Source organism: Chitinophaga vietnamensis (assembly GCF_902167635.1).
Lineage (GTDB): Bacteria > Bacteroidota > Bacteroidia > Chitinophagales > Chitinophagaceae > Chitinophaga > Chitinophaga vietnamensis.
Genome location: NZ_CABHMS010000009.1, coordinates 234,848 through 256,188 on the forward strand (window position 1 = coordinate 234,848; position 21,341 = coordinate 256,188).

General features: G+C 50.7%; 21 protein-coding genes and 1 other RNA gene. 3 read left to right on the plus strand and 19 right to left on the minus strand.

Features of this window, described 5'->3' with window-relative positions; translation table 11 throughout:
- Window positions 1–14 precede the first annotated feature (14 nt).
- The 14 genes from FPG75_RS22855 to FPG75_RS22920 form a co-directional block, all read right to left on the minus strand.
- Window positions 15–1,748, minus strand: coding sequence for a Hint domain-containing protein (locus FPG75_RS22855; RefSeq protein ID WP_143310342.1), 1,734 nt, complete (start codon window positions 1,746–1,748; stop codon window positions 15–17).
- Window positions 1,749–1,832: 84 nt separating this feature from the next.
- Window positions 1,833–2,108, minus strand: a complete 276-nt coding sequence (locus FPG75_RS22860) for a hypothetical protein (RefSeq protein WP_143310344.1) — start codon at window positions 2,106–2,108, stop codon at window positions 1,833–1,835.
- Between the two features lie 18 nt (window positions 2,109–2,126).
- Window positions 2,127–3,098, minus strand: a complete 972-nt coding sequence (locus FPG75_RS22865; protein ID WP_143310345.1) for a cyanobactin maturation protease PatG family protein — start codon at window positions 3,096–3,098, stop codon at window positions 2,127–2,129.
- An 18-nt stretch (window positions 3,099–3,116) separates the two neighbouring features.
- Window positions 3,117–3,365: a hypothetical protein gene (locus FPG75_RS22870; RefSeq protein ID WP_143310347.1), complete on the minus strand. Its 249-nt coding sequence runs from the start codon at window positions 3,363–3,365 to the stop codon at window positions 3,117–3,119.
- A gap of 1 nt (window position 3,366) precedes the next feature.
- On the minus strand, window positions 3,367–5,013 hold the full coding sequence (locus FPG75_RS22875) for a LamG-like jellyroll fold domain-containing protein (protein WP_143310349.1): 1,647 nt from the start codon (window positions 5,011–5,013) through the stop codon (window positions 3,367–3,369).
- 18 nt (window positions 5,014–5,031) lie between these two features.
- The gene (locus FPG75_RS22880; RefSeq protein WP_143310351.1) at window positions 5,032–5,988 is read right to left on the minus strand and encodes a cyanobactin maturation protease PatG family protein; all 957 of its coding nucleotides are present in this window, start codon (window positions 5,986–5,988) and stop codon (window positions 5,032–5,034) included.
- Window positions 5,989–6,000: 12 nt separating this feature from the next.
- Entirely contained in the window at window positions 6,001–6,891 is an 891-nt protein-coding gene (locus FPG75_RS22885; RefSeq protein ID WP_143310353.1) for a S8 family peptidase, read from the minus strand.
- A 28-nt stretch (window positions 6,892–6,919) separates the two neighbouring features.
- Entirely contained in the window at window positions 6,920–7,402 is a 483-nt protein-coding gene (locus FPG75_RS22890; RefSeq protein ID WP_143310354.1) for a hypothetical protein, read from the minus strand.
- A 40-nt stretch (window positions 7,403–7,442) separates the two neighbouring features.
- Complete coding sequence (locus FPG75_RS22895; protein WP_143310356.1) at window positions 7,443–7,823, minus strand: hypothetical protein; 381 nt, start codon at window positions 7,821–7,823, stop codon at window positions 7,443–7,445.
- Between the two features lie 74 nt (window positions 7,824–7,897).
- Complete coding sequence (locus FPG75_RS22900) at window positions 7,898–8,587, minus strand: helix-turn-helix transcriptional regulator (RefSeq protein ID WP_201748000.1); 690 nt, start codon at window positions 8,585–8,587, stop codon at window positions 7,898–7,900.
- A gap of 242 nt (window positions 8,588–8,829) precedes the next feature.
- Window positions 8,830–10,458 (minus strand): RagB/SusD family nutrient uptake outer membrane protein, encoded by a 1,629-nt coding sequence (locus FPG75_RS22905; protein WP_236652879.1) that lies wholly within the window; start codon window positions 10,456–10,458, stop codon window positions 8,830–8,832.
- 26 nt (window positions 10,459–10,484) lie between these two features.
- Window positions 10,485–13,775, minus strand: a complete 3,291-nt coding sequence (locus tag FPG75_RS22910) for a SusC/RagA family TonB-linked outer membrane protein (RefSeq protein WP_161596894.1) — start codon at window positions 13,773–13,775, stop codon at window positions 10,485–10,487.
- A 276-nt stretch (window positions 13,776–14,051) separates the two neighbouring features.
- A complete protein-coding gene (locus FPG75_RS22915; protein WP_161596895.1) occupies window positions 14,052–15,233 on the minus strand; it encodes a FecR family protein in 1,182 nt (393 codons plus the stop codon).
- Window positions 15,234–15,319: 86 nt separating this feature from the next.
- On the minus strand, window positions 15,320–15,922 hold the full coding sequence (locus FPG75_RS22920; RefSeq protein WP_143310361.1) for an RNA polymerase sigma factor: 603 nt from the start codon (window positions 15,920–15,922) through the stop codon (window positions 15,320–15,322).
- 125 nt (window positions 15,923–16,047) lie between these two features.
- Between FPG75_RS22920 and FPG75_RS22925 the strand changes: the two genes are divergently transcribed.
- Window positions 16,048–16,458 carry a Dabb family protein gene (locus FPG75_RS22925; RefSeq protein ID WP_143310363.1) on the plus strand — a complete coding sequence of 137 codons (411 nt, stop codon included), beginning with the start codon at window positions 16,048–16,050 and terminating at the stop codon, window positions 16,456–16,458.
- Between the two features lie 27 nt (window positions 16,459–16,485).
- On the opposite strand, the gene FPG75_RS22930 is transcribed toward FPG75_RS22925, so the two are convergent.
- From FPG75_RS22930 to FPG75_RS22940, 3 genes are all read right to left on the minus strand, one after another.
- Window positions 16,486–16,938 (minus strand): DUF4240 domain-containing protein, encoded by a 453-nt coding sequence (locus FPG75_RS22930; protein WP_143310364.1) that lies wholly within the window; start codon window positions 16,936–16,938, stop codon window positions 16,486–16,488.
- Window positions 16,939–17,006: 68 nt separating this feature from the next.
- On the minus strand, window positions 17,007–17,696 hold the full coding sequence (locus tag FPG75_RS22935; RefSeq protein ID WP_143310366.1) for a membrane or secreted protein: 690 nt from the start codon (window positions 17,694–17,696) through the stop codon (window positions 17,007–17,009).
- A gap of 125 nt (window positions 17,697–17,821) precedes the next feature.
- Window positions 17,822–18,184: a winged helix-turn-helix transcriptional regulator gene (locus FPG75_RS22940; protein ID WP_143310368.1), complete on the minus strand. Its 363-nt coding sequence runs from the start codon at window positions 18,182–18,184 to the stop codon at window positions 17,822–17,824.
- A 94-nt stretch (window positions 18,185–18,278) separates the two neighbouring features.
- Here FPG75_RS22940 and FPG75_RS22945 point away from each other — a divergent pair, with 94 nt between their 5' ends.
- The gene (locus tag FPG75_RS22945) at window positions 18,279–18,815 is read left to right on the plus strand and encodes an NAD(P)H-dependent oxidoreductase (RefSeq protein ID WP_143310370.1); all 537 of its coding nucleotides are present in this window, start codon (window positions 18,279–18,281) and stop codon (window positions 18,813–18,815) included.
- A gap of 176 nt (window positions 18,816–18,991) precedes the next feature.
- Complete coding sequence (locus FPG75_RS22950; RefSeq protein WP_143310371.1) at window positions 18,992–19,420, plus strand: TipAS antibiotic-recognition domain-containing protein; 429 nt, start codon at window positions 18,992–18,994, stop codon at window positions 19,418–19,420.
- Between the two features lie 35 nt (window positions 19,421–19,455).
- Here FPG75_RS22950 and ssrA read toward each other — a convergent pair.
- Window positions 19,456–19,830: a transfer-messenger RNA gene (ssrA, locus tag FPG75_RS22955) on the minus strand.
- Between the two features lie 106 nt (window positions 19,831–19,936).
- Window positions 19,937–21,265, minus strand: coding sequence for an RIP metalloprotease RseP (gene rseP, locus FPG75_RS22960; protein ID WP_143310372.1), 1,329 nt, complete (start codon window positions 21,263–21,265; stop codon window positions 19,937–19,939).
- Between the last annotated feature and the right edge of the window lie 76 nt (window positions 21,266–21,341).

Sequence of the window (21,341 nt, forward strand, 5' to 3'; positions counted from 1 at the left end):
ATGGGGTTTGCTGGTCATTGTTTTTTGAGGGAATTGAGATAATCCTGATGCCACTCTTTGGGCAGTTTCTTCAGTATACTGTCTTTGGCGTAGGGTTGTTCAAACTTATAATACTGTTGCAGGCGGCTATCTCCCACGAGGATGCCATTGGCATAAAAGAGCGCATTGTTCTTGCCGGGCGCCTCCTGGTTTTTGTCGCACCGGGTAAGGGCGAGGTTCCATACTTCGCCGCTGTATTTTTCCTGGTTCAGGGAAACAATGCTGGCTTCGCCTTTATCGGTCAGTATCTTGTCTTTCACTTTCAATTGCGCGGCCTGCACGATACCGCCAGGAATGGCCATGGGATGGTCTTGCGTAACGAGCAGGTTGTGTCCCTTATCATCGATCACGCGGATCATGGGGTGCGGCTCATGACCGGTAGTGTTGTATTCCACGCAATAGGCGGGCTTTCCGGGCGATGCCATCACTTTACCTTGCATGGGCACGTCTTCAATTTTCATTACTTTGCCACCGTCCATGGTGATGTTGGTGCCTTTGGCAAGGCAACCGGAAACGATCTGCATGGGCGGTATCTTCAGGGTGGGCGGCGTAGCGGAAGCCGCATTGGTGATCGTTGCAAAAGCGGGCTGGTTGCCTACCTTCACGAAGATGGTGAGCTGAAACAGTACCTGGTCGCCACTGGCAAGACAGGAATTCTGAAACTGCGCAGTGGGCACATTCCAGGAAAGCACGCTGTCTTTCACGGTCACATAATCCCAGAAGTTACCGCCGATCGGGATGCCTGCGCATCCGCCACCAACGGGCAACCTGGCCACGGTGATGTTATAGAAAGCGCCGGAGTTGGGCTTGCCATTGCCATCTACATTCACCTTGCCGTTATACACAATGCGGCCTTGTAAAGGGAACATGAAATTCGGCGCCAGTCCGCCAAAGCAATAAGTGCAGGCGGGCGTTTTGCGGGTCATGCATACGGTGATGATAGACGTATCAGCGCAAGGCGCATTGTTGCATTCGCCTACCGGCTGTCCGAGCTGGCAGGGCATGGGTTTGATATTGATCACACTATCCACCACATTGGCGGAGGAGGCCACCTGGAAGCCGGTATGCGTATCGCCGCTCTTGTCCTGGTAAAAATAGGCGAACAGCGAGTTTACCGTATCTATGCGCGCAGCCTTGCCTCCCACCTTGCCTGTTAAGGCGTTTTCATTCTCCGTACCGAAGGTAGCCACCTGCAAATCGCGGCTGTTAAGGTACGCGCTCTTTCCTACAGTAGGCCCGATGGTGTCGCCATTCTGGTTGAACAGCCCCAGCGAAATGGTGGAGGAGAGCACTTCTATAGGGATGGAAGATAATCCTGAAGTAGTATAATGTACCTGGTCTTTCGTATCAAAAGAGGTAATAATATTCACTGGCCCGGCGATCTCGGCAAATGACGAGGCCGTGTCTTGCAGTACAGCCGTGGGTTGTAGCGTCTTCACATGGTGTTGGCGTGTAGCTTCCAGCACTTTAAAAAATTGCGGGTTGGTATTTTCGTTTATGCCTGAGCGGTAGAGCATCTTCGTATATAAGCGGTATTGCGCTTCATCAGAGAAATTGAATTGCATACGCTTACCTGTTTGCCCGATCTGTAGCAGGTGCTTGACATCCTGCCGGTCTTGCTCAGAATAGGTATTGAGGGAATGTTGTTCCGACGGCGCGCAGCCCCATAGGGCCATAGCAGTCAAAACGCCTGTTATCAATTGTTTCATGGGATATGTATAAAAATGAACAAGAAGATGCAACCTGCCGGAAGGTGCCGGCAGGCTATCATATACCGGGGTACAATATTTTCTTTACAGGCAACCCATAATAGCACCCACCAGATCAGGGCCTGCGCAGGCGGCCAGGCATGCAGGGTTAGGGCCGCAGGTGGTGAGGCATTTGATGCCGATAGGGCCAGCTGCCGACAACAAACAGGGCACTTTACCTACCACGGCATTACCAACATCTTTTAAAAAATCGAGGAAGCCGGAAGTCTGTATCTGTCCGGATGCCATAGCCGGCACGCCTGCATATATCTGCCGTGCAGGCGCTGCTGTAAGGGATGTGCTTAAATTTGGAAGTTTCATATCGTTCGGATTTAGTGGTTATATACCGGGATAATATTTTGCCAGCCCTACTACGAGGAAAGGAAACTCATTGGAAACATCCACAGTGCAGGCGTAATTCTGCATCGCTGCAGACGTTTGCGACTGATAGGAAAATATCACCGTGATGATCTTCATATTGCCGTAAACCTCCACCGGATTGGCATTCACGCGTATCAGCTCATAGGGGTCATTTGCATTAGCGTATTGCAGCTCCCATGTTTTCACATACAGCAACATATACCGCAGCACGAGGAAATTGAGCGCACGGTATTTGTCCAGGTCGCCGGCATTCTTCACCAGTTGTGTGGTATTGGAGAAGATAGTGGCTGCCTGCTCCGGTGTGGCCCGACCGCTGGTAGCTTTGATGATATCTTTCACATATTCCTGTGCGGTGATGCTATATAGCTGCGTCATGATCACGTAGGGCAATTCCTGTGACACATTCACTTCCAGGTGCCCATTCGTTTTTTCACCGATGAGAATATCATAACCGATCTGCAAGGGAGTAGGCGCCAGCGACTCCACAAGGGTGCCCAGCATGCGGTTGGTGGTTACTTTGATGGCGTAAAGATCGAGGAAACCGTATATCTGGAAGATCCAGTTCAATTCCCTGGCGATATAGAGGTTCTGCGGATCGCGGAGATATTTGAATGCGATCATGCGGAAAGGTTTGTCTTTATCGGCATCGTCGGTAACGGCTACCTGATAAAATTCGTTTTCCACACTCTGGGAGGGAAACTCCGGGATGATATCTCCGAAAGTATATACATATGCGCCGGTGCCGCCATTGCCACAGGTGCATCCGCCGCTGCTGTTGCCGTTTTGCTGGCAACTGCATTGCGGCACGATGTAAGAAGTGTTCTGGTTTTCCAGGAAGCGCGCCGTATCAAACTTTGGCTCATCGGCGCCGGTGATCTTTCCCGGTCTCGCGAGCGCTAAATTATTATCTGCGAAAGAAGCAAATTTCATCGGGGAAGATTTGATGGTTTATACAAAGTCGGATGCGAAGCAATTCCTGATGCAGGGCAGCGCATCGGCGCCGCCGCATTGCCGCCAGCAGTTGATATCAGCGCCACAATACGAGCATGCCGCAGAAGTGGTGGCGCCTACACATTTATCAAGACAGCCGGCGCCTACCTGCATGGCTATTTGACTGACCGCTGCTGCCGGCGCCCCCGCATACCTGCGGGATGATCTTATCTCCTTGCCGGAAGAGAGCATCGCCTGAAGTTTCATGTTACTTCTTTTTAGGTTTAGGTTTGTGTACTTTTTTTTCTTTGGCGGTATGTTTCGGCTTTACCTCTTTCTCTACCTTGCCTGTTATGGGTAACTGCAATGAGAGTTTCTCCTGTTCTTCCAGTTCCCGTCTCACCTGCGCAGCCAGCGCGGGTATGGCGTCTATCAAACCGACGATAAATTCCGGCGACTGGATACGGGTAGATACTTCCCAACCTTTTTCGTGTGAATCTTCCGTGCTGCACAACCCGATCTTGCCATTGTTCTTATTACCGGAATAATCGAAGCCATAGCAGCCATAGCCTTCATTGAGTTGCCAGTTGAGGATCATATTCATGTCTATAGGCGCAATGATCACCTGGCCAAGTAACGTGACCGCATATACGATATTGTTGTACAACGTGAAGGCGCTGATGGGCGGCATTACGACGGCTTTCACATCCTGCCAGGTAAGGCCTGCATCTTTTGAATAGGCCAGGTTCCCGTCTTTCTTTAATACCATCAGCAAACCGTTGCTGTAGCAAACCTGCGTGATCTTGTCTATCAAGGTTGGCACAGAAGTGAAGCTGGAGCCGCCATTGGTAGAGTGGTTCAATCCGCCGGAAGTATCCACCATCCATAGTTCTGTGGCAGAAATGGCATCGATGTAGCCGAAGTTGGTGGCGCTGTTTACCAATGTCCACGATTGACTGTTGTTGGTACTGATGAAAAGATTGTTAGCCGTACCGATGCAGAAAAGCACATTCGGCGCGGGGGCGCTCAGTTGCGCAGCGCCACCACTTGTAGTTTGCGTCCAGCTGGCGCCGCTGTTGTTAGAGAGCATGATATTGGGCGGATTGCCGCTACCGGCTTTCCAATAACCCCATACCACGCCGTTTCCCTGTACGGCGATGCCATTGAGTTTGGTGGCGAGCGTGATCACACTCCAGGTATTACCGCCATCTTGCGATACCTGGAAATTATTGTCTGCGTCCAGTCCGCAGAGCATAACAGTGGGAGAACTATTAACGATATTGGGGCCAGCAGATATGGCAATGAAAGGCCTTGATATAGCGGGCAGCTGCCAGGTGGCCAGGCCGGTATTGTTGTAGATATTGCGGCGCATGTCCTGTTCTATCAGCTGTTGTGTTCTCACCTGATCCCATATACGCAGTTGCGTGATCCTGCCTTCGAAGGAATCGCTGAAGTTACCGCCTGCGGAGCCTTGCAGCTGTGCCAGCACAAGCGCGCCGCCAGGCACCAGCGGCGCGCCGGGAGAAACAGTAGTAGTATAGGCCAGCACCGCGTCTTTATACAGCAGCAGACTACCGCTGTTACTGTCCCAGGTAAGCGCGAAATAATGCCACTCCGGGATATTGTCTTTCGTATTCACAAAAGAGATACCGGTGGGATTGGTGGTATGGCTGTTCACATACAGGTTGATGTTTTGCGGGTTCTGTATCACCAGCGAGTTTTCGCCGGTGAGCGAGTACGACAGAATGGTGCCCGTATTTTTCGGGCTGGCCTGTATCCAGAACTCCACGGTAAAAGCTTTGCTCACAAAATCTTCTACCGGGTTCACGATGATATAATCCGTGAGGGCGCCCGACAATGAAGCCACGGTATTGTAGATGGGATCGTATTTTGGAATGGTGATGATGGTCTTCATATGCAATCAGTTTGATGATCATGGTGCCGGGTAATAACGCGCCAGGTGCCTGCTGGCCATGAAGGGGAACATGCCGGTAACGTCCACTTTCACGTACCAGTAGATGATGTCGACGGTATCGCGGGCCTGGTACTGGAATATTACGTCCATGATGCTGCGGTTGCCTTGTACGTTGGCGCGTTGCACGTCCACGCTTTGCAGGAAGTACACGCCGGGCGGATAGGGCGGCAGCGGGTTGCTGAGCTGCATTTGCCAGGCCATGAAGTAGATATCTTTCGAGCGGATGGTGAGATAGTTAAGGGCGCGGTGCGCATCCGTTTCACCGGCATTGTCCGTTACATCCAACATCTGTTGCAGCATGCTTTCCACGATGTCCCGCGGGATGCCGGGGATATTGGCCATCATGGCATTGACGAACTGCGAGAAAGTGAAATAGTAAGAGAGATTCACAACGGCCGTGGGCAGCTGCGTGCCGTTGCATCGCTCCGGAGATGCCAGCGGGCCGCGGGTTCCCACTACTACATCAAATTTCTTTTCGCCCACAAATACCGGCTCCAGTGCGGCAATGAAATGATAGAGCTCTACGTTGGAACGCGGCGTGAGGATGTAACTGTCCACCCCTTGTATGTTGAGTATCCAGCACATCTTTTCAGCGATATAGAGGTTCTGTCCCTGGCTGAGCACCTGGAAGAACAGCGCATTGGGCGGGCCTTCTGCGCGGAATTCCTGGTAGGCATACATATACTCTTCTTCAAGGCTTTTGTTCGGGAAGGTGGGATAGATATTGCCGATGGCGTAAATGTAGCCAAGGTCTTGCGCGCCACCGCCGCCGCAACCGCAGCCGCATTGTGGCTCCAAAACCGCCAGTGGCGCGGCTTGCGGGACCAGCTGCGTATCAGCCGCCACCACCGGGTCTGGCGCCTTTTCTACGGCAATGGTTGCAGGCGCTTCCTGTAAAGATTGTTCTGTGTTCATACGAGCGTTGATTTACCGGGTATTAATGATTTTTTCGAGATGTGCCTGGCTTTGTGTTACGTTGAGCAGCGGCGGTACGATGCCCCTGCGGCCGCTTCCCTGCTGCGTGATAGCGGCATGTATCTCGCCGGCTTTCGCATGCGGGTATAGCGACCATAGTAAAGAGATACTGCCTGTTACAAAGGGCGTGGCTACACTGGTACCTGAGAGCTTCGTATATCCGCCGCCGGATTGCAGGTGAGTCATGTTCCAACCTGGCGCCAGCAGGCCTCTCTGGCCGATGGACATGCCGATGTTGGACTGTGCCGAGGGCTCGCCTTTCTGGTTGCAGGCTGCCACTGGTATCACCCAGGGATGGTCAAAGAGCGGATTGTGCCCGATGCGTCCGTGGTTGCCGCTGGCGCCAACGATGATCACACCGCTGTGGAAGGCATCGTCAAATACCTGGTGCAGCGGGGAGGCGCCTGCCCGGCGTATGCCTTCCGGTGCTAGGCCCAGGCTGAGATTGATCACCCTGGCGCCTTGATGCATCACATCCCGGATTGCGTTGGCAAGATGTGTTGTTGTAACCTCCGGGCATTGACTGAAATCTGCTGCTTCGCAGAAGATGGGCCGGGCCACAAAAGTGCAGGCCGGGCAAATGCCTGGTGCTCCTGCCTTTCGGGCGGCGCCTAATATGCCGGCCACAAAAGTGCCGTGTTTACAGGCATAGCTGCTGGTAGTCTTGCATACCACCACTGCCGCATCGGCAGCGGGTTTGAAGATAGCCCCCTGAAGATCGCTGTGGGATGTGTCTACCGGCCCGTCTATAATGCCTACTCCGATACTCCTGTGTCCCTGGCTTCGCTCCAGCAGCGGTTGCAGCTGGATGAGCGAATACGCCTGATCAAGCACGCCCTGCATGAATGGTTATAATGAGTGAATAATTAACTTATTGCAATACGCAAACAGTGCCTACCCCTGCATTGGCCGTTTTCAGGCGTAGCGGCGCGCCGCCGCCCGGCACGCTGTTGGCCGCTTCTACGGCTGCTGTACAACAGTTGTTGGTAAGAAGATCATACTCGCTGGCCTTGCGTTTATCGTAGACTGCTGTTGCCTTTTGCCAGTCGGATGCAGAAGCCTTCTTCTTCACGATGGTGCAGGAGCCGGACGTATCCCCTTCTTTTGCGGACCCGGCATCCGCGAAGTACCCGCGTGAATCTACGATCTTCCCGTTCCTGACGAAAGTAAGATAACAATGACAGGGGCAACTGCCTGTGCCTTGCCCCTGCACAGGACGGGTACAGGCATAGATATCTCCGGTATCGTCTTTTTCCGCGGACTGTGGTGCAATACCCGCTATGCGCGCGGGGTAGCCGCTGTTCCGCAACATAAAAACGACGTTGTCCGCATTACCGAGATAAGGCAATTTCATAATGGTATATTTAAACTATAAAAGACAGGATACCTAACTATTATTTGTTTGCATACATAACGAAGGAAGGCGCCATCTCTCCCAATTGATACAGGGCATCTGCTGCACAGGAGCAGCAATCGTGCTCATTGAATTTAAAGTCCTTGCCGGCGCATGTTTGTTGATAGTAGCGTCTGATCCTCTCCCAGGAAGCTGGTGTAATATTTTTCCGGATAGTATTGCATTGCAGGGCCGCATCTGGTTTTCTGTCGGGGCCACCGGTCTCGTCCGGCCCATAGGATATACTGTCTGCCGTATTGCCGGCGGCATCGGTAAGCCTGATATAGCAGTGTTGTACAGGGTTGCCCTCGAGACTACCTTTTCTCAAACACACCTGCATATCTGCCTGCGGCGCCAATCCAAGGGTGACAGGTAATTTCATGCGGTTTTCATTTCGACACTATGAAATTAACCAAGATTTTAATACGGCAGTATCACATCTTCCGGTAGTTGCCATCACATAAATGGGGGATGGCCTGCGGGCCTGGTGAGCTTGGCCAATATCTCTCCCTTGGAGTTCACCTCCATCTTCCGGTAGATCTTCTTGATATGATGCCTGACGGTTTCTATGGAGATGCCCAGCCGCGAAGCGATCATCTTGTAACTAAGGCCGCCCGAGATCAATTGCAGTATCTCTTGCTCCCGCTTGCTCAACAGGTTGTTGTATTGACATTCCCGGAACGATACCAACTCTTCTACCATCAACCGCGTGATCTGCGGCGACAACGGGAAAACCTTGCCAGGATAGGATCTTACCATCTCCTCTATCAATGATCCATCCATCTCTTCTTTCAAAAAATATCCGCTCATCCCCGATTTGAGATAACACAATGCTTTCTGTAAATCATCACATGCAGACAAGGCAATGACCACTGTGGGTGTCATGTTCTCCGACTGTTGCATGAAATGCACGAGCGACAAAGGATCATAAGCATCTACATCGATGAACAAGAGCAAGGGCTCTCCCAACAAGCCTTTGTATTTGGAGAAATCCTGCAGGAGCGGCAATAACATCGAGATGGAATCCAGGCCTGCCCGTGTTTTGAGCGTCCTGTAAAAATCTGTATCCGCGGTGAGGACCAGGGGGATAAATGGCAGATGAACTGCAACATCAGCCGGATAAAGCGTTTTCAGCTGCGACCGCATAATTATATTGAGGGAATGTGGATAATAAAAAAGCCAACAACTATAAATGTAGCCTAATACCAGCAATCAAAAAAATCGGGCATAAATACCACAACTGAAAATAATGGCGTATTTTATAAAAAAGGAGGTCCTGCAACGATGCTGTTGCAGGACCTTTTTCATCAGGATAGTAACAAATATGTAATCGTTAAACTGTTGCTAGTGCCTCATCACCGTACCGTTAGCGATGAGCGGGGTTAACATTATTTTTTCTGATCCCACCAGAGGCGCGTACCAGGATTGTCCTTTCCGCCGCCCAGCAGGGCCACCGCCTTATTCACTTCGTTGGTGTTGTTCTGATATTCGGATAAGGGGAAAGGCAGTCTTCTGATCTGGATCTTTGTATCTACCGTACCACCACTGTTGTTCACCACTACCGGGAAAATTTTCGGATAACCGGTACGGCGAAACTCGCTCCAGGCTTCTTGTCCGTCGGGGTACATACTAATCCATTTCTGCGTAATGATGCGTTCCAGTTTTGTTTCGAAGCTGGCGGCATCATCCCATTTGATAGTGATGGTGCTCAGCTCTGGTGCGCCTGCTGCCACGTTGTTGGCGCTGTTCACCGGATCTGTATAAGGCGCCGCCTTGCTGGTAGCGTCATTGATATAGTTGGTGGCATTGCCCGCAGCATGTTCGTCAAAAGATACCGCGATACCTTTTTCATAGAGCGACTGTGGCGTACCATTCATCGCCCAGCCACGGAGCGCGCCTTCTGCACGGAGGAAATATACTTCCGCAGCGCTCATCCAGTGTACCGGTGAAGACTGCTGGAAGTTGAGCGTGGAAAAGCCCTGGCGGTCTGGTTTTGACACGATCTGTATACCATTGCGGATACCCTTGTACTGACCAGGGAATTGCACGGAAGGATTGAAATATGCCTGCAAACGCGGATCGTTATAACCGGTAAGGAAGGACTCCATATTAGCGCCCATGCGGATATCGCCGTAGGAATCACTGATCACATACAGGGGGTTGGTGATCATGATACCATTGCTGCTTTTCACCGCGGCATTATCGCTATTGTCTGTGAGGAGGCCACCAGGGTTGTTTACAGCAGCTTCGGCCTGTTGTTTGGCCAGCGCCTGATCGGCATAAGAGATCCTCATTGCGAGACGCAGGCGGAGCGAGTTGGCAAACTTCAGCCATTTCGTATAGTCGCCACCGTAAACATAGTCCCATTTCTGCAATGGCTTCTGACCCGGATGCGCCTGCACATAGGCAGTAAGCGCTGTTACGGCCGTATCCAGCTCACGGAAGAAAGAGTGATAGATAGAATCCTGTCGGTCGTAAGGAACGGTTACACCGCCCCCACCGAAGAGAGAATAAGGCAGCGGGCCATAGATATCCGTTACGCGGTGCATGGCTTCTACTTTGATAATGCTGGCCACGGCATACATATCCGGGTTAGTGGCGGCAGCCCTGCGGCGCACTTCCAGCCAGGCAGGCATCACGCTGGTAAAGCCGATATTGAAAGCGGCATTGTTCCAGCCGCCTATCATGAAATAGTTGGAATTGTTTTGCCCGCCATTGAACGGTGTAGGCGTGCCCATATAGCCGGAATAAAGATCGGCGTTGAGGTTCTGCTGCACCTGATAAGCGGAGGCATCGCCGGGTGTGGCATTGCCCAGCACATTGGTCACCTCCTGTGTGATAAAGATACCCAGCCCGGCGTAATCCAGCTTCAGCATGGAATCGGTTACCTCTGTAGGCTTGGTATTGAACTCTTTGAAATCTTTGGTACAGGAAGATTGCAGGAGTGCCATGCCTGCGATCGCAGCCACGGGAATCATCTTCCAAATGCCTTTATATCTGTAGTTAGTAATTTTCATACAATACGTTTTAATCTGTCAACAACTTAGAAGGATACTTTAATGCTCGCGCCATAATTTTTCAGGCTCGGGGGATTGAAGTAATCAAAACCCTGGAAGTAAGTGCCGGTGGCAGCTACAGATTCCGGATCATAAGGCGCTTTATTGTAGATCATCCAGAGGTTGCGGGCGATCAGGGAGATGCGGATATTGCGCACTTTGTCGTTGAACCATTTTCCCGGCAGGTTGTAGCCGAAGGAAAGCTCGCGCAAACGTACGTTGGTAGCGCTGTACACATATTCGCCCATTGCGCCGGTGGAGCCGCCGTTGGCGCCTGCCACTTTGGAGTAATATGTTTGTGCATCCACCAGCTTGCCGTTTACAGTTACGCCGCCTTTATCGCGGGCATCGGCGCTGGCTACAGATACGCCGTAGAAGTCCATGATAGATTGTGTGGCGGAGATCACCTTACCGCCTACCCTTGCATCGATGAGGAAACTGAGGGTGAAATTTTTGTAGTTAAGGCTGTTGTTGAAACCGAGGTTGAAATCAGGATTTACGCTACCTACTTTAGTGAATGTTTTACTGATCACCGGGAAGCCTTTATCGTCGGTAACGAGGCTGCCATCGGCATTGCGTTGCAGGCCCTGCGCATAAATATCGCCGGTACTGCCGCCTTTGGCGAGCACCATTTCATAAGAGCCGGAAGATGCCGCCACGAGGCTGTCCTGCGAAGTGAGCTTGCCGGTATACGGGTCCTGGAACGGAGGCAACATCTCTATGATCTTGTTGCGGTTCAGCGTGAAGGTAAGGTTAGGATTCCATTCTACATTACCGAACCTGCCGTTATAACCAAGTGATGCTTCGATACCTTTGTTCTGTACTTTACCAGCGTTTACATAATAAGCGCTTACGCCCACCGCCGCTGAAGGAGTGACCTTGAAGATCTGGTTACGTGTGTTCGCATCGTAATAAGTGAAATGGAAATTCACACGATCTTTAAATAATCTCAGGTCGGCTCCTGCCTCAAAGGATGTTGTCTTTTCCGGGTGCAAAGTGGAGAAAGGCCGGGTGGTGATCGGTGCGGGCGTACCGTTCACCATGGCGTAAGTAGGGTTGCTGAGGTAAGCTGCGGGCGCATTACCCACATCGCTCAATGATGTTCTTACTTTCAGATAAGAGATGAAAGCAGGCAGCTTCACCATATCGCTCACAATACCAGACAAACCTACTGAAGGATAGAAGAAAGAAGATTGATCTGTAAAGGCCAATGCGGAAGACCATTCATTCCTGGCAGTGGCTTCCAGGAAGAGACGGTTCTTGTATCCCAGCTGACCGCTGAAGAATACGGCCTGTGCCTGATCGCGGGTGATATCCTGTGTGGGACGGGAATTCACCGCATCAATATTGGTTAAGGAGAAGAAATTCGGGATGGTGAGCAAACGGCCACCAGCGCCAAATCCATTCGTTTTATTATCTACGATGCTACTACCGATGGTAGCCAGCAGGCTGAAGTCTTTGAACTTTTTGTTCATCGTCATCATTACATCTGCATATACCTGTTTGGTGTTCATCGTAGAGTGATTGTAAGCGCCATTATCGCCGCCGCCAGCCAGCAGCTTGATAGTAGAAGCATACATCTGCGAATCGTAAGTATCATTGGTATTATCCAGTTTCACACGGCCCTGTACATACAGCCAGTCGTTGATGTTGTATTTCAGCGCAAGGGTACCCATGAACCTGTCGCGTTTATTGTTGAACAGGTTGCGGTGAATGATCCACCAGGGGTTCTGTGCCTGGAAACCGAGGTCGCCGTAAGGCCAGTACTGCGTATAGAAGTTCCTGTTAGGATCGAAACGCTCATACTGTTGATAGTGGCTGATGGTATCTCCTCTCGGGAAAAGATACAGCGGCAGCAGCGGGTTGTAATACTGTCCCGGACGCATAGGGTTTTCCTGCGTTTGCGTGAGGTACATCGCGCTTACATCGAGATTCAGTTTATCATTGAAGAAGGTAGAAGTATTTCTTGCAGAGAAATTATAGCGGGTGAACCTGTTGCCGGGGATGATACCTTTTGAATTGACCGCAGCGGCTGAAACGTAGGTCTGGCTTTTCTCCGAGCCGGTAGCTACATCCACGGCATTGGTGAAGTTAGTACCTGTCTGGAAGAAGTCGGATATCTTATAGTTGAAAGGCTGTTGCAGCTTGGCGCCCCAGCTGAGATAGGAGCCTGGCTGAGAGCCGTAAGTGGTTTGTTCGTCCGGCAGTACAAAAGGTTTGTAAGCGGTAGCGCCGGAGGTGAAGTTCACGCGGGTATTGCCAGCGCTGCCTTTGCGGGTGGTGATGAGGATCACGCCGTTGGCCGCCTGGCTGCCATACAATGCCGCCGCAGATGCGCCGGTGAGTACAGACATGCTTTCAATATCTTCCGGGTTGAAGTTGGCGATACCATCACCGCCATCTGTACCGCCAAAAACGTTGGTAGCCTGGCTGGAAGAAAAGAGATTAGGCAAAGGAATACCATCTACCACATACAGCACGTTGTTATTAAAGAACAGTGATTTCACGCCGCGCATTACCACACGGGTAGAACCGCCAATACCGGCGCTGCTGCTGTTGATTGTTACGCCGGCAACTTTACCGGTAAGCGCGTTTACGAAGCTGGGATCCTTTACGGTGTTCACATCGCTGCCGGCGATAGTTTGCACATTATAGGTAACGGATTTGGAAGTTTTCGTTAAACCCAGTGCGGTTACTACTGTTTCCTGTAGCTTGTTCACCGCTACTTTCAGGGTGATCGTTACCATCACGTCGCCATCTTCCACTTTTACGATTTTCTCCTGCGGTTCAAAACCAATAAAGGTAACACTAAGCGTATAAGTACCCGGCATAATCCCCCGAATATTGAATTTGCCGGAGGGATTGGTGAGAGTACCCTTTTTAAGTTCGCGGATATAGACCGTGGCGCCGGGTACGGCCTGCCCGGCTTCGTCTACTACCTGGCCGTTGATCACTTGTGGCGGAGGCACGGGCAGCAGTTCGTCGGTCTTCTTTCGGATGATGATAATATTTTTTGTGATGACGTAAGAAAGGGGTTGCCCTTTCAAACACTCTTCCAGCACGGATTCTACCGATGCGTCTTTCACATCGATATCAATATTGCCGCTATGACGGATCAATTTATTGTCATAGAGCATAGAGAGACCGCTCTGTTCCTGAATGGCGGTCAGTACCTTTCCCAGGGGTACATTCTTCCTGGAGATCGTGATCTTCTGCGAGTATCCGGCGGCACTTACGTGGAGAAAGCCGACCAGAAGCAGCACGGTAGTTAGTTTCATTATCCACAACAGTTTTGACAGCAAAGAACCGCGGGCGGACACGGTTTTGCATAGTACGAGCAGATGCATACCTTTGTTTAGTTTAGGTTTAATAAAAAATAGCAGTAAAGGGCATTTTTTTGAACCTGGGCATATCAGGCCGGGAGTGCTTCCAACGCTCCTGGCTTATTTTTACCGCAGGTTCAACCGGGATATTTATTGTTGTATCATTGTTTTTCCCACACGTGGCGGGTGGTTATCACGACATATTTATTTTGGTTTGATTTACAGGTGGAATTATTGCATTACGATCAATTGTTTTCCATTCAATTTACAGTGCACATCGCTTAGTTCCAGTGCTTTCAGCACTTCTGACAGATATACTGCTCTTGATATTTTACCAGTGAATTCATGGTCGGGTACCTGACCCACGTATACTACGCTCAGGTCGTACCAGCGTGCGATCTGCCGCATCAGTTCCGGCAAGCTGTTACCGTCGAACTGGAAGTAGCCATTTTTCCAGGCCACGGCTTGTTCGATATCGGCGTGTTGCGCCAGCAGCGGGTTAGCGCCAGGTATCAGTTGTCCTTGCTGGCCCGGCGACAGTTGCAATGCGCCATTCATACCGTTGATCCTCACTGCTCCTTTCAGCAGGGTAGTTTTCACGGCTGCTTCTTCCGCATAGGCATTCACATTGAATTGCGTGCCCAACACGTCTACGGTGCCTCCTCTCATTTTTACGGAAAAAGGTTTGCCTGCCGATGCAGCTACATCAAAGTAAGCTTCGCCGGTGAGTTCCACCATGCGGGAGGTACCATTCATGCTGGCCGGGAAACGCAGAGATGACGCGGCATTCAGCCATACATGGCTGCCATCCGGCAGCTCGATATGATACTGGCCGCCATTAGGAGTGGTGATGGTATTGTATTGCACCGGGCCGGAAGTACCGTCGGTATTATATGCCAGCTTGCCGCTGGCCAGTTTGATCACCTTGGTACCGCCTTGTTGTGATAACACACCGTCGTGGGCGCTGTCGAGCACGATGGTGGAACCATCTGCCAGAGTAAGCACGGCACGGTTTCCACCGGGCGCGGGGTCGAGGCGCTGTGTCGCGCTGATCTCCGGCCTGGCTTTGCGATATTGTTTATATACAACCGAACCTGCTATCACCATTAGTGCGAGTGTGGCGGCAACGGCTATTTTTTTGCCATACAGTACAAAGAAGCCAGGACGGGGCGCTGGTTCCTCTGCCAGGTCGAGCTGGTCGAGCCTAGCCTCCAGCGCGGCTTTCGCGGCTTCGGGCATAGCGGGGTATGCACGAAATTCTTCGGGCACATTTTCACACTGATCCAGTGTAGCGTGAAAGTCTGCAGGCGCTACTTCGTGCAGCCAGGAGGCCAGCAGCTGCGCCTCCTCAGGAGATAAGGTGATCCCCTGTGCATACTTCCCGATAATAGATATAATTTCTCCCTGGTTCATGAGCTTCATTAATATAAAGACGGACAAGTATAAAAACCGGACACCCGGATGATGAAATTTTTTTAATTTTTTTCAGAGAGAGGGATTCAGCGGTGGGCGAGCACACAGCACAACACCAGTACAGTGGTCCATTCCGCGTGATGACGAAGGTATTCTTTGATGAACCGGATGGCGGCATAGAGCTGCTTTTTCACGGCCGAGCGCGAAAGCTGCATGGCTTCGGCGATCTCGTCGAGGGTCATTTCGTCCTGTGCGCTCATCAGGAAGATCGCTCTTCTGCGTTCGGGCAGCTGCTCGATGGCGGCTACGGCAGTCTGATAGTAGAGGCGATAGATCAGGTCCTTTTCGGTTTTGTTGTCGGCCTCGGGAAGCCGCTGTGCTACCTGTTGTACGGCCTTGGTGCGCGTGCTGTTGCGGCGGGCCAGGTCAGTAAGCTTGTTCCTGGCCATGCGGAACACATAATCTTCAAAGGAAGCGATACCTACGAGTACGGCACGTTTCTCCCATATCTTCAACAATACCTCCTGGATGATCTCCTCTGTATCTTCCTGAGATTGGCTGATAAAATAAATAAACCTGTACAGCAAAGGGTAATAATGACTATACAGGATGGCATAAGATGCTCTGTCGCCCTCCGATATTCGCTGCAACAAGTCCTTTTCATCCACCAGACGCGGTTTGTACTTCATAAGCTCCCTGTGGAATTATTAGATCGGAACTAAGATTAATGACAATTAACCGTGAATATAGGAAATACTCACATTTGAATAATGCACTGCGTTTATTATTTTCAGGGCTTTAAGTGATTATTCCCATGCAAACATCCAACAGACGGAAATTCCTGGGCACTGCCGCTGCCCTCTGCGCGGGCGCTGCTACGGCATCTGCCATGCCGCTCATGCCGGCGAAATCAACATATCCGCTGGCGCATCATGTATTCTTCTGGTTAAAAAACCCGGACTCCGAAGAGGACCGCAAAAAATTGATCGAAGGTGTGAAAACACTTGCCAAAATAGAAACGGTGCGTTCCCTGCACGTAGGCATAGTAGCTAACACAGAGAAACGGGAGGTCGTAGACGCCAGCTGGCATGTATCAGAGCTGATCTTCTTCAGCGATCTGGCCGGACAGGCCACCTATCAGACACACCCCGTTCATCTGGCCTTCATTAAGCAGTACGGACACCTCTGGGAGAAAGTAGTGGTGTACGATGCCATGGAGGTATAGTATACAGGTATAGGTACAATGGTCCGCTCAGTGTTGCCCGCTATAGCGAACGAGCTCCTGGCCAAAGCGCTGGCGGTAGGCTGCATAGCCGATAAACCCGATGATCTCCGCTTCCGCATGCGGCGTGGCTTTGGAAGGATCTGCCGATATCAGCTGAGAATAGGCGGCGCCCATGCCTACAATGAAAGCGCGCGCATACGGGAAACCTTCTTCGGAAGCGGATGTAAAGGCGCGCAGCTCATCGCGGTCCAGCAGGCGTAATTGCGCTTCCATGATGTGAATGAACTGCACCAGCGATTCCTTGTCCAGCTGCAAAAGCCGCTGTTCCAGCATCGCCGCAATATCGCTGCCGAGTATTTCGCTCAGCTCAAATACCAACTCCGGTTCATTGGTTTTCAAACCAATCTTCCTCAGTTCATTGGCTTCAGGAATATCCTGCCAGGCCGCGTCAATGATTTGCCAGAAGCGTTGCTCGTTCATCGCTCATTGCTTTGTTTCAACAAATGTAGCGGCAGCAAACGCATTGGATATGCGCACTAAAATTTCTGCTAACGGCTCCACACTTCATGCACAGGTTTGCCCTGTGTGCTAACGCCATTGTGTTCCCAGATAGTGTCAGTGACTTTATCGTTGAAGGTAAGCGACAGGCCAGCCTTGCTGTCGTCGCGGGAGAAAAATTCGATATGCTCCGTATATTTTCCGTTATCAAAAGTATAGGCGCCACCGCCGGAGCCCATGAACTCGCCGGTATCGGTGTTGATAGCCATCCATTGAAAACGGCCGCCACTCAGTACTTTCAGCGTTTTGCGGGCGCCCTCAGGTATCGGGTTCATCTTACCATCCTGCTCTCTTGCCGTGATGCGCCAGGCGCCGGCCAGCGGGCCTTTCCCTTCATCTACACGGCTCCACTCCTGCGCGCTGCCCTGCTGTGTGACCACCAGCTTGTCGTTGATAAAATCTACCGGCACGCTTGCAGATTGCCCTACCTGTGATTTATCATCACTGTTAAATTCAATAGATACCACCACTTCCTTCTCCCCCTGCGGTTTCCAGGTACCGCCATAAGTGCCATAGAATTTGTTGCCGGCATAAGTTGCAATCGTGAAATAAGTGGGCGTGATGATCATCACATTCCTCACTTCTCCCTGCTGGTACTGCCATGCGCCCAGGAAATTATTCTGCGCCATACCGCGGGATGCTACAAACAGCAAAAAGATAAAAAAGAAGAGCTTCTTCATAAAACGGGTTTAAGGTGCCTAAAAATTAATAAAATTTCCCGGCAACACGAACAGGACCGTGTTAAATTATTTGAATGCCAGCGCTTCTATCCCGATGCGATGCACAATATTATCAGGAGTCCTGATTATTTATCAAACAAGGCCTTGTGCTTTTGCCCCCATTTATCCAGCATTCTGATCACGGGTATGAGATCCTTACCGATATCAGTAAGCTCATACTCAACGCGGACAGGCACTTCCGCGTACACGTTCCTCAACACCAAACCATTGTCTTCCATCTTCCTCAACTCCAGGGTGAGCATACGGTCAGTGATCGTTCCCAATAACTTTTTCAATTCTCCAAAACGCATCTTCCCATGCGCCAGGTAGCAACAGATCGCCAGGGTCCATTGCCCGTTGATCAGCCTGGAAGCATATACCTCCATGCATTCTGCCATCAGCAAACGCTTGTTCTCTTCATGTGTTGATGCAGGTTTCACTTTACTCATACTTACACGAATGTTAGTTGCTCACACTGGGTTACCATCGCTTATTTCACCAGCAACTTAAATATTTTTACCCGGATTTTAAAACCACAAGCACATGAGTAAGACACTGGTAATTGTTATTCATCCCGACATGCAAACATCGGTAGTGAATAAAAGATGGATAACTGAATTAAAGAAATATCCGGATCACTATTTCATCCACGACCTGCACGCAGCCTATCCATCAGGAGAAATAGACATAGCAAGCGAACAGGCATTGCTGGAACAACACAACACCATCATCTTCCAGTTCCCCTTCTATTGGTTTAATTGTCCGCCCCTCTTAAAAAAATGGCTCGACGATGTACTCACCGATGGCTGGGCATATGGCCGCAACAGCGGCTATAAAATGGGCGGGAAGAAAGTGGCGCTGGCCATCTCCGCCGGCATCGCCGAAACAGCGTACACCGCCGGCGGAAAATATAAATACACGCTCGAACAACTCACCGCACCCTTCGAGATCACCTTTCAATATGTTCGCGCCAACTACCGCCCCCTGTTTGCTTTCTATGGCGGCGGAAAACGTTCCACACCCGAAAAGGTAGACCAGAGCGCACGTGATTATCTCGCCTTTGTGCAGGCGCTGAATTAAAAAAAATTTGAAATTCCTCTTGACTTTCCCCCTAGGTCATACCCTCGATGATCCAGACTTCGATCTGGTGCAGGCATTGGAAGCACACAAGCAAGCGCTGCTCGCCCGGAAGGAAAGGATAAACACATTGGTTGGCACCATAGAAAAAACATTGGTAACACTAAAAAAACAACACGATGTTACAGGTAGAAGATTTATACGAAGGCATCTCCAGAGACAAGATGGATGCCTACCGGTCCGAAGCCATGGCCAAATGGGGTAAAGACACCGTTCACAGTGTGGAAGATACCCTGCGCAGTTTCAGCAAACAGGAAATGGAAACGCTGAAACAAGACCTGAACGATATCACCGCCCGGCTCACCACACTCATGACCAGCGACCCTGCCAGCGATGAAGTACAACAATGCATCGCGCAACGCTATCAGATCATCCTCAGGATCACCGGTGGAAAAATAACGATGGACAAGCTGGAATATTTCAGAAAACTGGGAGAGCTGTATGTAGAAGATAACCGCTACACGCCCGTAAATGGCATGCCCAGCATGGAACTGGCGCTGTTTATAAAAGAAGCGACGGCGTATTATGTGAGGCAGCTGAGGAAATAAAAAAAAGGCAATTCAATCCTGAATTGCCTTTTATCCTGTGGAGTTGGCGGGAATCGAACCCGCGTCCAAACATATTCGCCGAAAGCTTTCTACATGCTTATTTATGCATTGGGATGTCGGAACTCAGCAGGGGCATAACGAACCAACCTCGTTCTTATCCGTTAGTGTTTCAGTGCTCACTCACAGAAACCATGAGCACCTATCCCTATGGGTTTGATGATTCAGCGGCGGGAGTCGCATAAGGCAACAACTCCGGGCGGCTATAATGGGTGTCTAATCTCTGATTAGGCAGCCATGGCGTAGTTAGATTCGCCATTTGAAGTTTGAATATTCAGATTATCGTGCTAATTATCCAACGCACGGCATGCTTACACTCTCAAAGAACTATGCTGTCAAAACCAGGCAACCCCGGTAAGTCTGCAAATATACAACAATAATTACGGATTACGAATTAAGAATTACGGCCTACTGCGTAGAACACGCAGTAGGCCGTAATTCTTAATTCGTAATCCGTAATTATTTATGGAAGATGCTTCTCCAGATATCCAGTCCGTTTGCATACAGCAGCAATCCCAGCAGGATCACCATACCTACGATCTGTGCATACTCCAGGAACTTCTCACTGGGCTTGCGGCCGGTGATGATCTCATAGAGCAGGAACAGCACGTGACCGCCATCCAGCGCAGGGATCGGCAGGATATTCATGAACGCCAGTATGATAGACAGAAAAGCAGTCAGCTCCCAGAACATGCCCCAGTCCCACATTTCAGGGAACAGCTTGGCGATGCTGCCAAAGCCGCCCAGCGATTCACTCATCTTCACTTCCTTGGAAACGAACATCAGGCGCAGCTGCTGCACATAAGATACGAGCTTGTCGATACCACGATGGAAGCCCGCCGGGAATGACTCCAGCAAAGTATATTTCTTCACTTTATACTCAAACGGATCCTGGCCGGTGATGCCCAGCACGCCTTTGTCGGACAGCTTTGGATGCAGTGTGAGCGTATCATTGCCGCGGATCACGCCGAGCGCGATCTCTTGTCCTTTGTGTTTGAGTATCTCTCTTTTAAAGCCGATCATGTAAGGGAATGACTGGCCATTGACAGCAACAAGGCGATCATTTTTTTGCAGGGAGACAGCCGCCGCGGCAGTGCCCGGCGCCACGCTATCCACTACATAAGGCGCTGCCGGTACGGCGAATGGCGCTTTCTGCTTCAGCAATGCGTTGATGAAACCATCCGGCACAGCGATGTTCATCTGCTGGCCATTGCGTTCTACCTGAATGCTTTTCACTTCATGCAGGATCAGGTAGCCGGTGATCTTCTCAAATTCTTCTACCTGGTGATTATCCAGGGAGAGGATCTTGTCGCCATCGCGCAGGCCGATGCTCTTACCCAGCGAATCCACCTCCACACCATATTTGGCGTTGGCGGTAGGCAGGTAGGTATCGCCGTAATGCCAAAGCAGCATGGCATAGATGAAGAAGGCAAGCAGGATGTTGACCGTTACGCCGCCAATCATGATGATGAGGCGCTGCCAGGCCGGCTTGGCCCGGAACTCCCATGGCTGCGGGGGTTTCATCATCTGCTCCTTGTCCATACTTTCATCTATCATCCCGGAGATCTTCACATAGCCACCCAGCGGCAGCCAGCCGATCCCGTATTCCGTTTCACCTTTCTTTACTTTGAAGAGAGAGAACCAGGGATCAAAGAACAAATAGAATTTTTCTACCCTGGTTTTGAATAATTTGGCGGGGATAAAGTGGCCCAACTCATGCAGTACAACCAAAATAGAGAGCGACAGCAACAGCTGCCCGGCTTTCACCAATATTACCTCTGTTGTCATTTACTTGTTTTCAGCTTTAATTCTGCCTGTTAATATATCAGATTTTGCATATACAGAAAGCAGAAGCATTGTTAAT

Coding starts and splice junctions, on each gene's coding strand:
- FPG75_RS22865 (WP_143310345.1), bottom strand. CDS start 3,098: ATGAAATTTGCTTCTTTCGCAGATAATAATTTAGCGCTCGCGAGACCG.
- FPG75_RS22945 (WP_143310370.1), top strand. CDS start 18,279: ATGAGTAAGACACTGGTAATTGTTATTCATCCCGACATGCAAACATCG.
- FPG75_RS22950 (WP_143310371.1), top strand. CDS start 18,992: ATGTTACAGGTAGAAGATTTATACGAAGGCATCTCCAGAGACAAGATG.
- rseP (WP_143310372.1), bottom strand. CDS start 21,265: ATGACAACAGAGGTAATATTGGTGAAAGCCGGGCAGCTGTTGCTGTCG.
- FPG75_RS22910 (WP_161596894.1), bottom strand. CDS start 13,775: ATGAAACTAACTACCGTGCTGCTTCTGGTCGGCTTTCTCCACGTAAGT.
- FPG75_RS22905 (WP_236652879.1), bottom strand. CDS start 10,458: ATGAAAATTACTAACTACAGATATAAAGGCATTTGGAAGATGATTCCC.
- FPG75_RS22895 (WP_143310356.1), bottom strand. CDS start 7,823: ATGAAATTACCTGTCACCCTTGGATTGGCGCCGCAGGCAGATATGCAG.
- FPG75_RS22935 (WP_143310366.1), bottom strand. CDS start 17,696: ATGAAGAAGCTCTTCTTTTTTATCTTTTTGCTGTTTGTAGCATCCCGC.
- FPG75_RS22885 (WP_143310353.1), bottom strand. CDS start 6,891: ATGCAGGGCGTGCTTGATCAGGCGTATTCGCTCATCCAGCTGCAACCG.
- FPG75_RS22900 (WP_201748000.1), bottom strand. CDS start 8,587: ATGCGGTCGCAGCTGAAAACGCTTTATCCGGCTGATGTTGCAGTTCAT.
- FPG75_RS22920 (WP_143310361.1), bottom strand. CDS start 15,922: ATGAAGTACAAACCGCGTCTGGTGGATGAAAAGGACTTGTTGCAGCGA.
- FPG75_RS22875 (WP_143310349.1), bottom strand. CDS start 5,013: ATGAAGACCATCATCACCATTCCAAAATACGATCCCATCTACAATACC.
- FPG75_RS22855 (WP_143310342.1), bottom strand. CDS start 1,748: ATGAAACAATTGATAACAGGCGTTTTGACTGCTATGGCCCTATGGGGC.
- FPG75_RS22890 (WP_143310354.1), bottom strand. CDS start 7,402: ATGAAATTGCCTTATCTCGGTAATGCGGACAACGTCGTTTTTATGTTG.
- FPG75_RS22870 (WP_143310347.1), bottom strand. CDS start 3,365: ATGAAACTTCAGGCGATGCTCTCTTCCGGCAAGGAGATAAGATCATCC.
- FPG75_RS22940 (WP_143310368.1), bottom strand. CDS start 18,184: ATGAGTAAAGTGAAACCTGCATCAACACATGAAGAGAACAAGCGTTTG.
- FPG75_RS22860 (WP_143310344.1), bottom strand. CDS start 2,108: ATGAAACTTCCAAATTTAAGCACATCCCTTACAGCAGCGCCTGCACGG.
- FPG75_RS22915 (WP_161596895.1), bottom strand. CDS start 15,233: ATGAACCAGGGAGAAATTATATCTATTATCGGGAAGTATGCACAGGGG.
- FPG75_RS22930 (WP_143310364.1), bottom strand. CDS start 16,938: ATGAACGAGCAACGCTTCTGGCAAATCATTGACGCGGCCTGGCAGGAT.
- FPG75_RS22925 (WP_143310363.1), top strand. CDS start 16,048: ATGCAAACATCCAACAGACGGAAATTCCTGGGCACTGCCGCTGCCCTC.
- FPG75_RS22880 (WP_143310351.1), bottom strand. CDS start 5,988: ATGAACACAGAACAATCTTTACAGGAAGCGCCTGCAACCATTGCCGTA.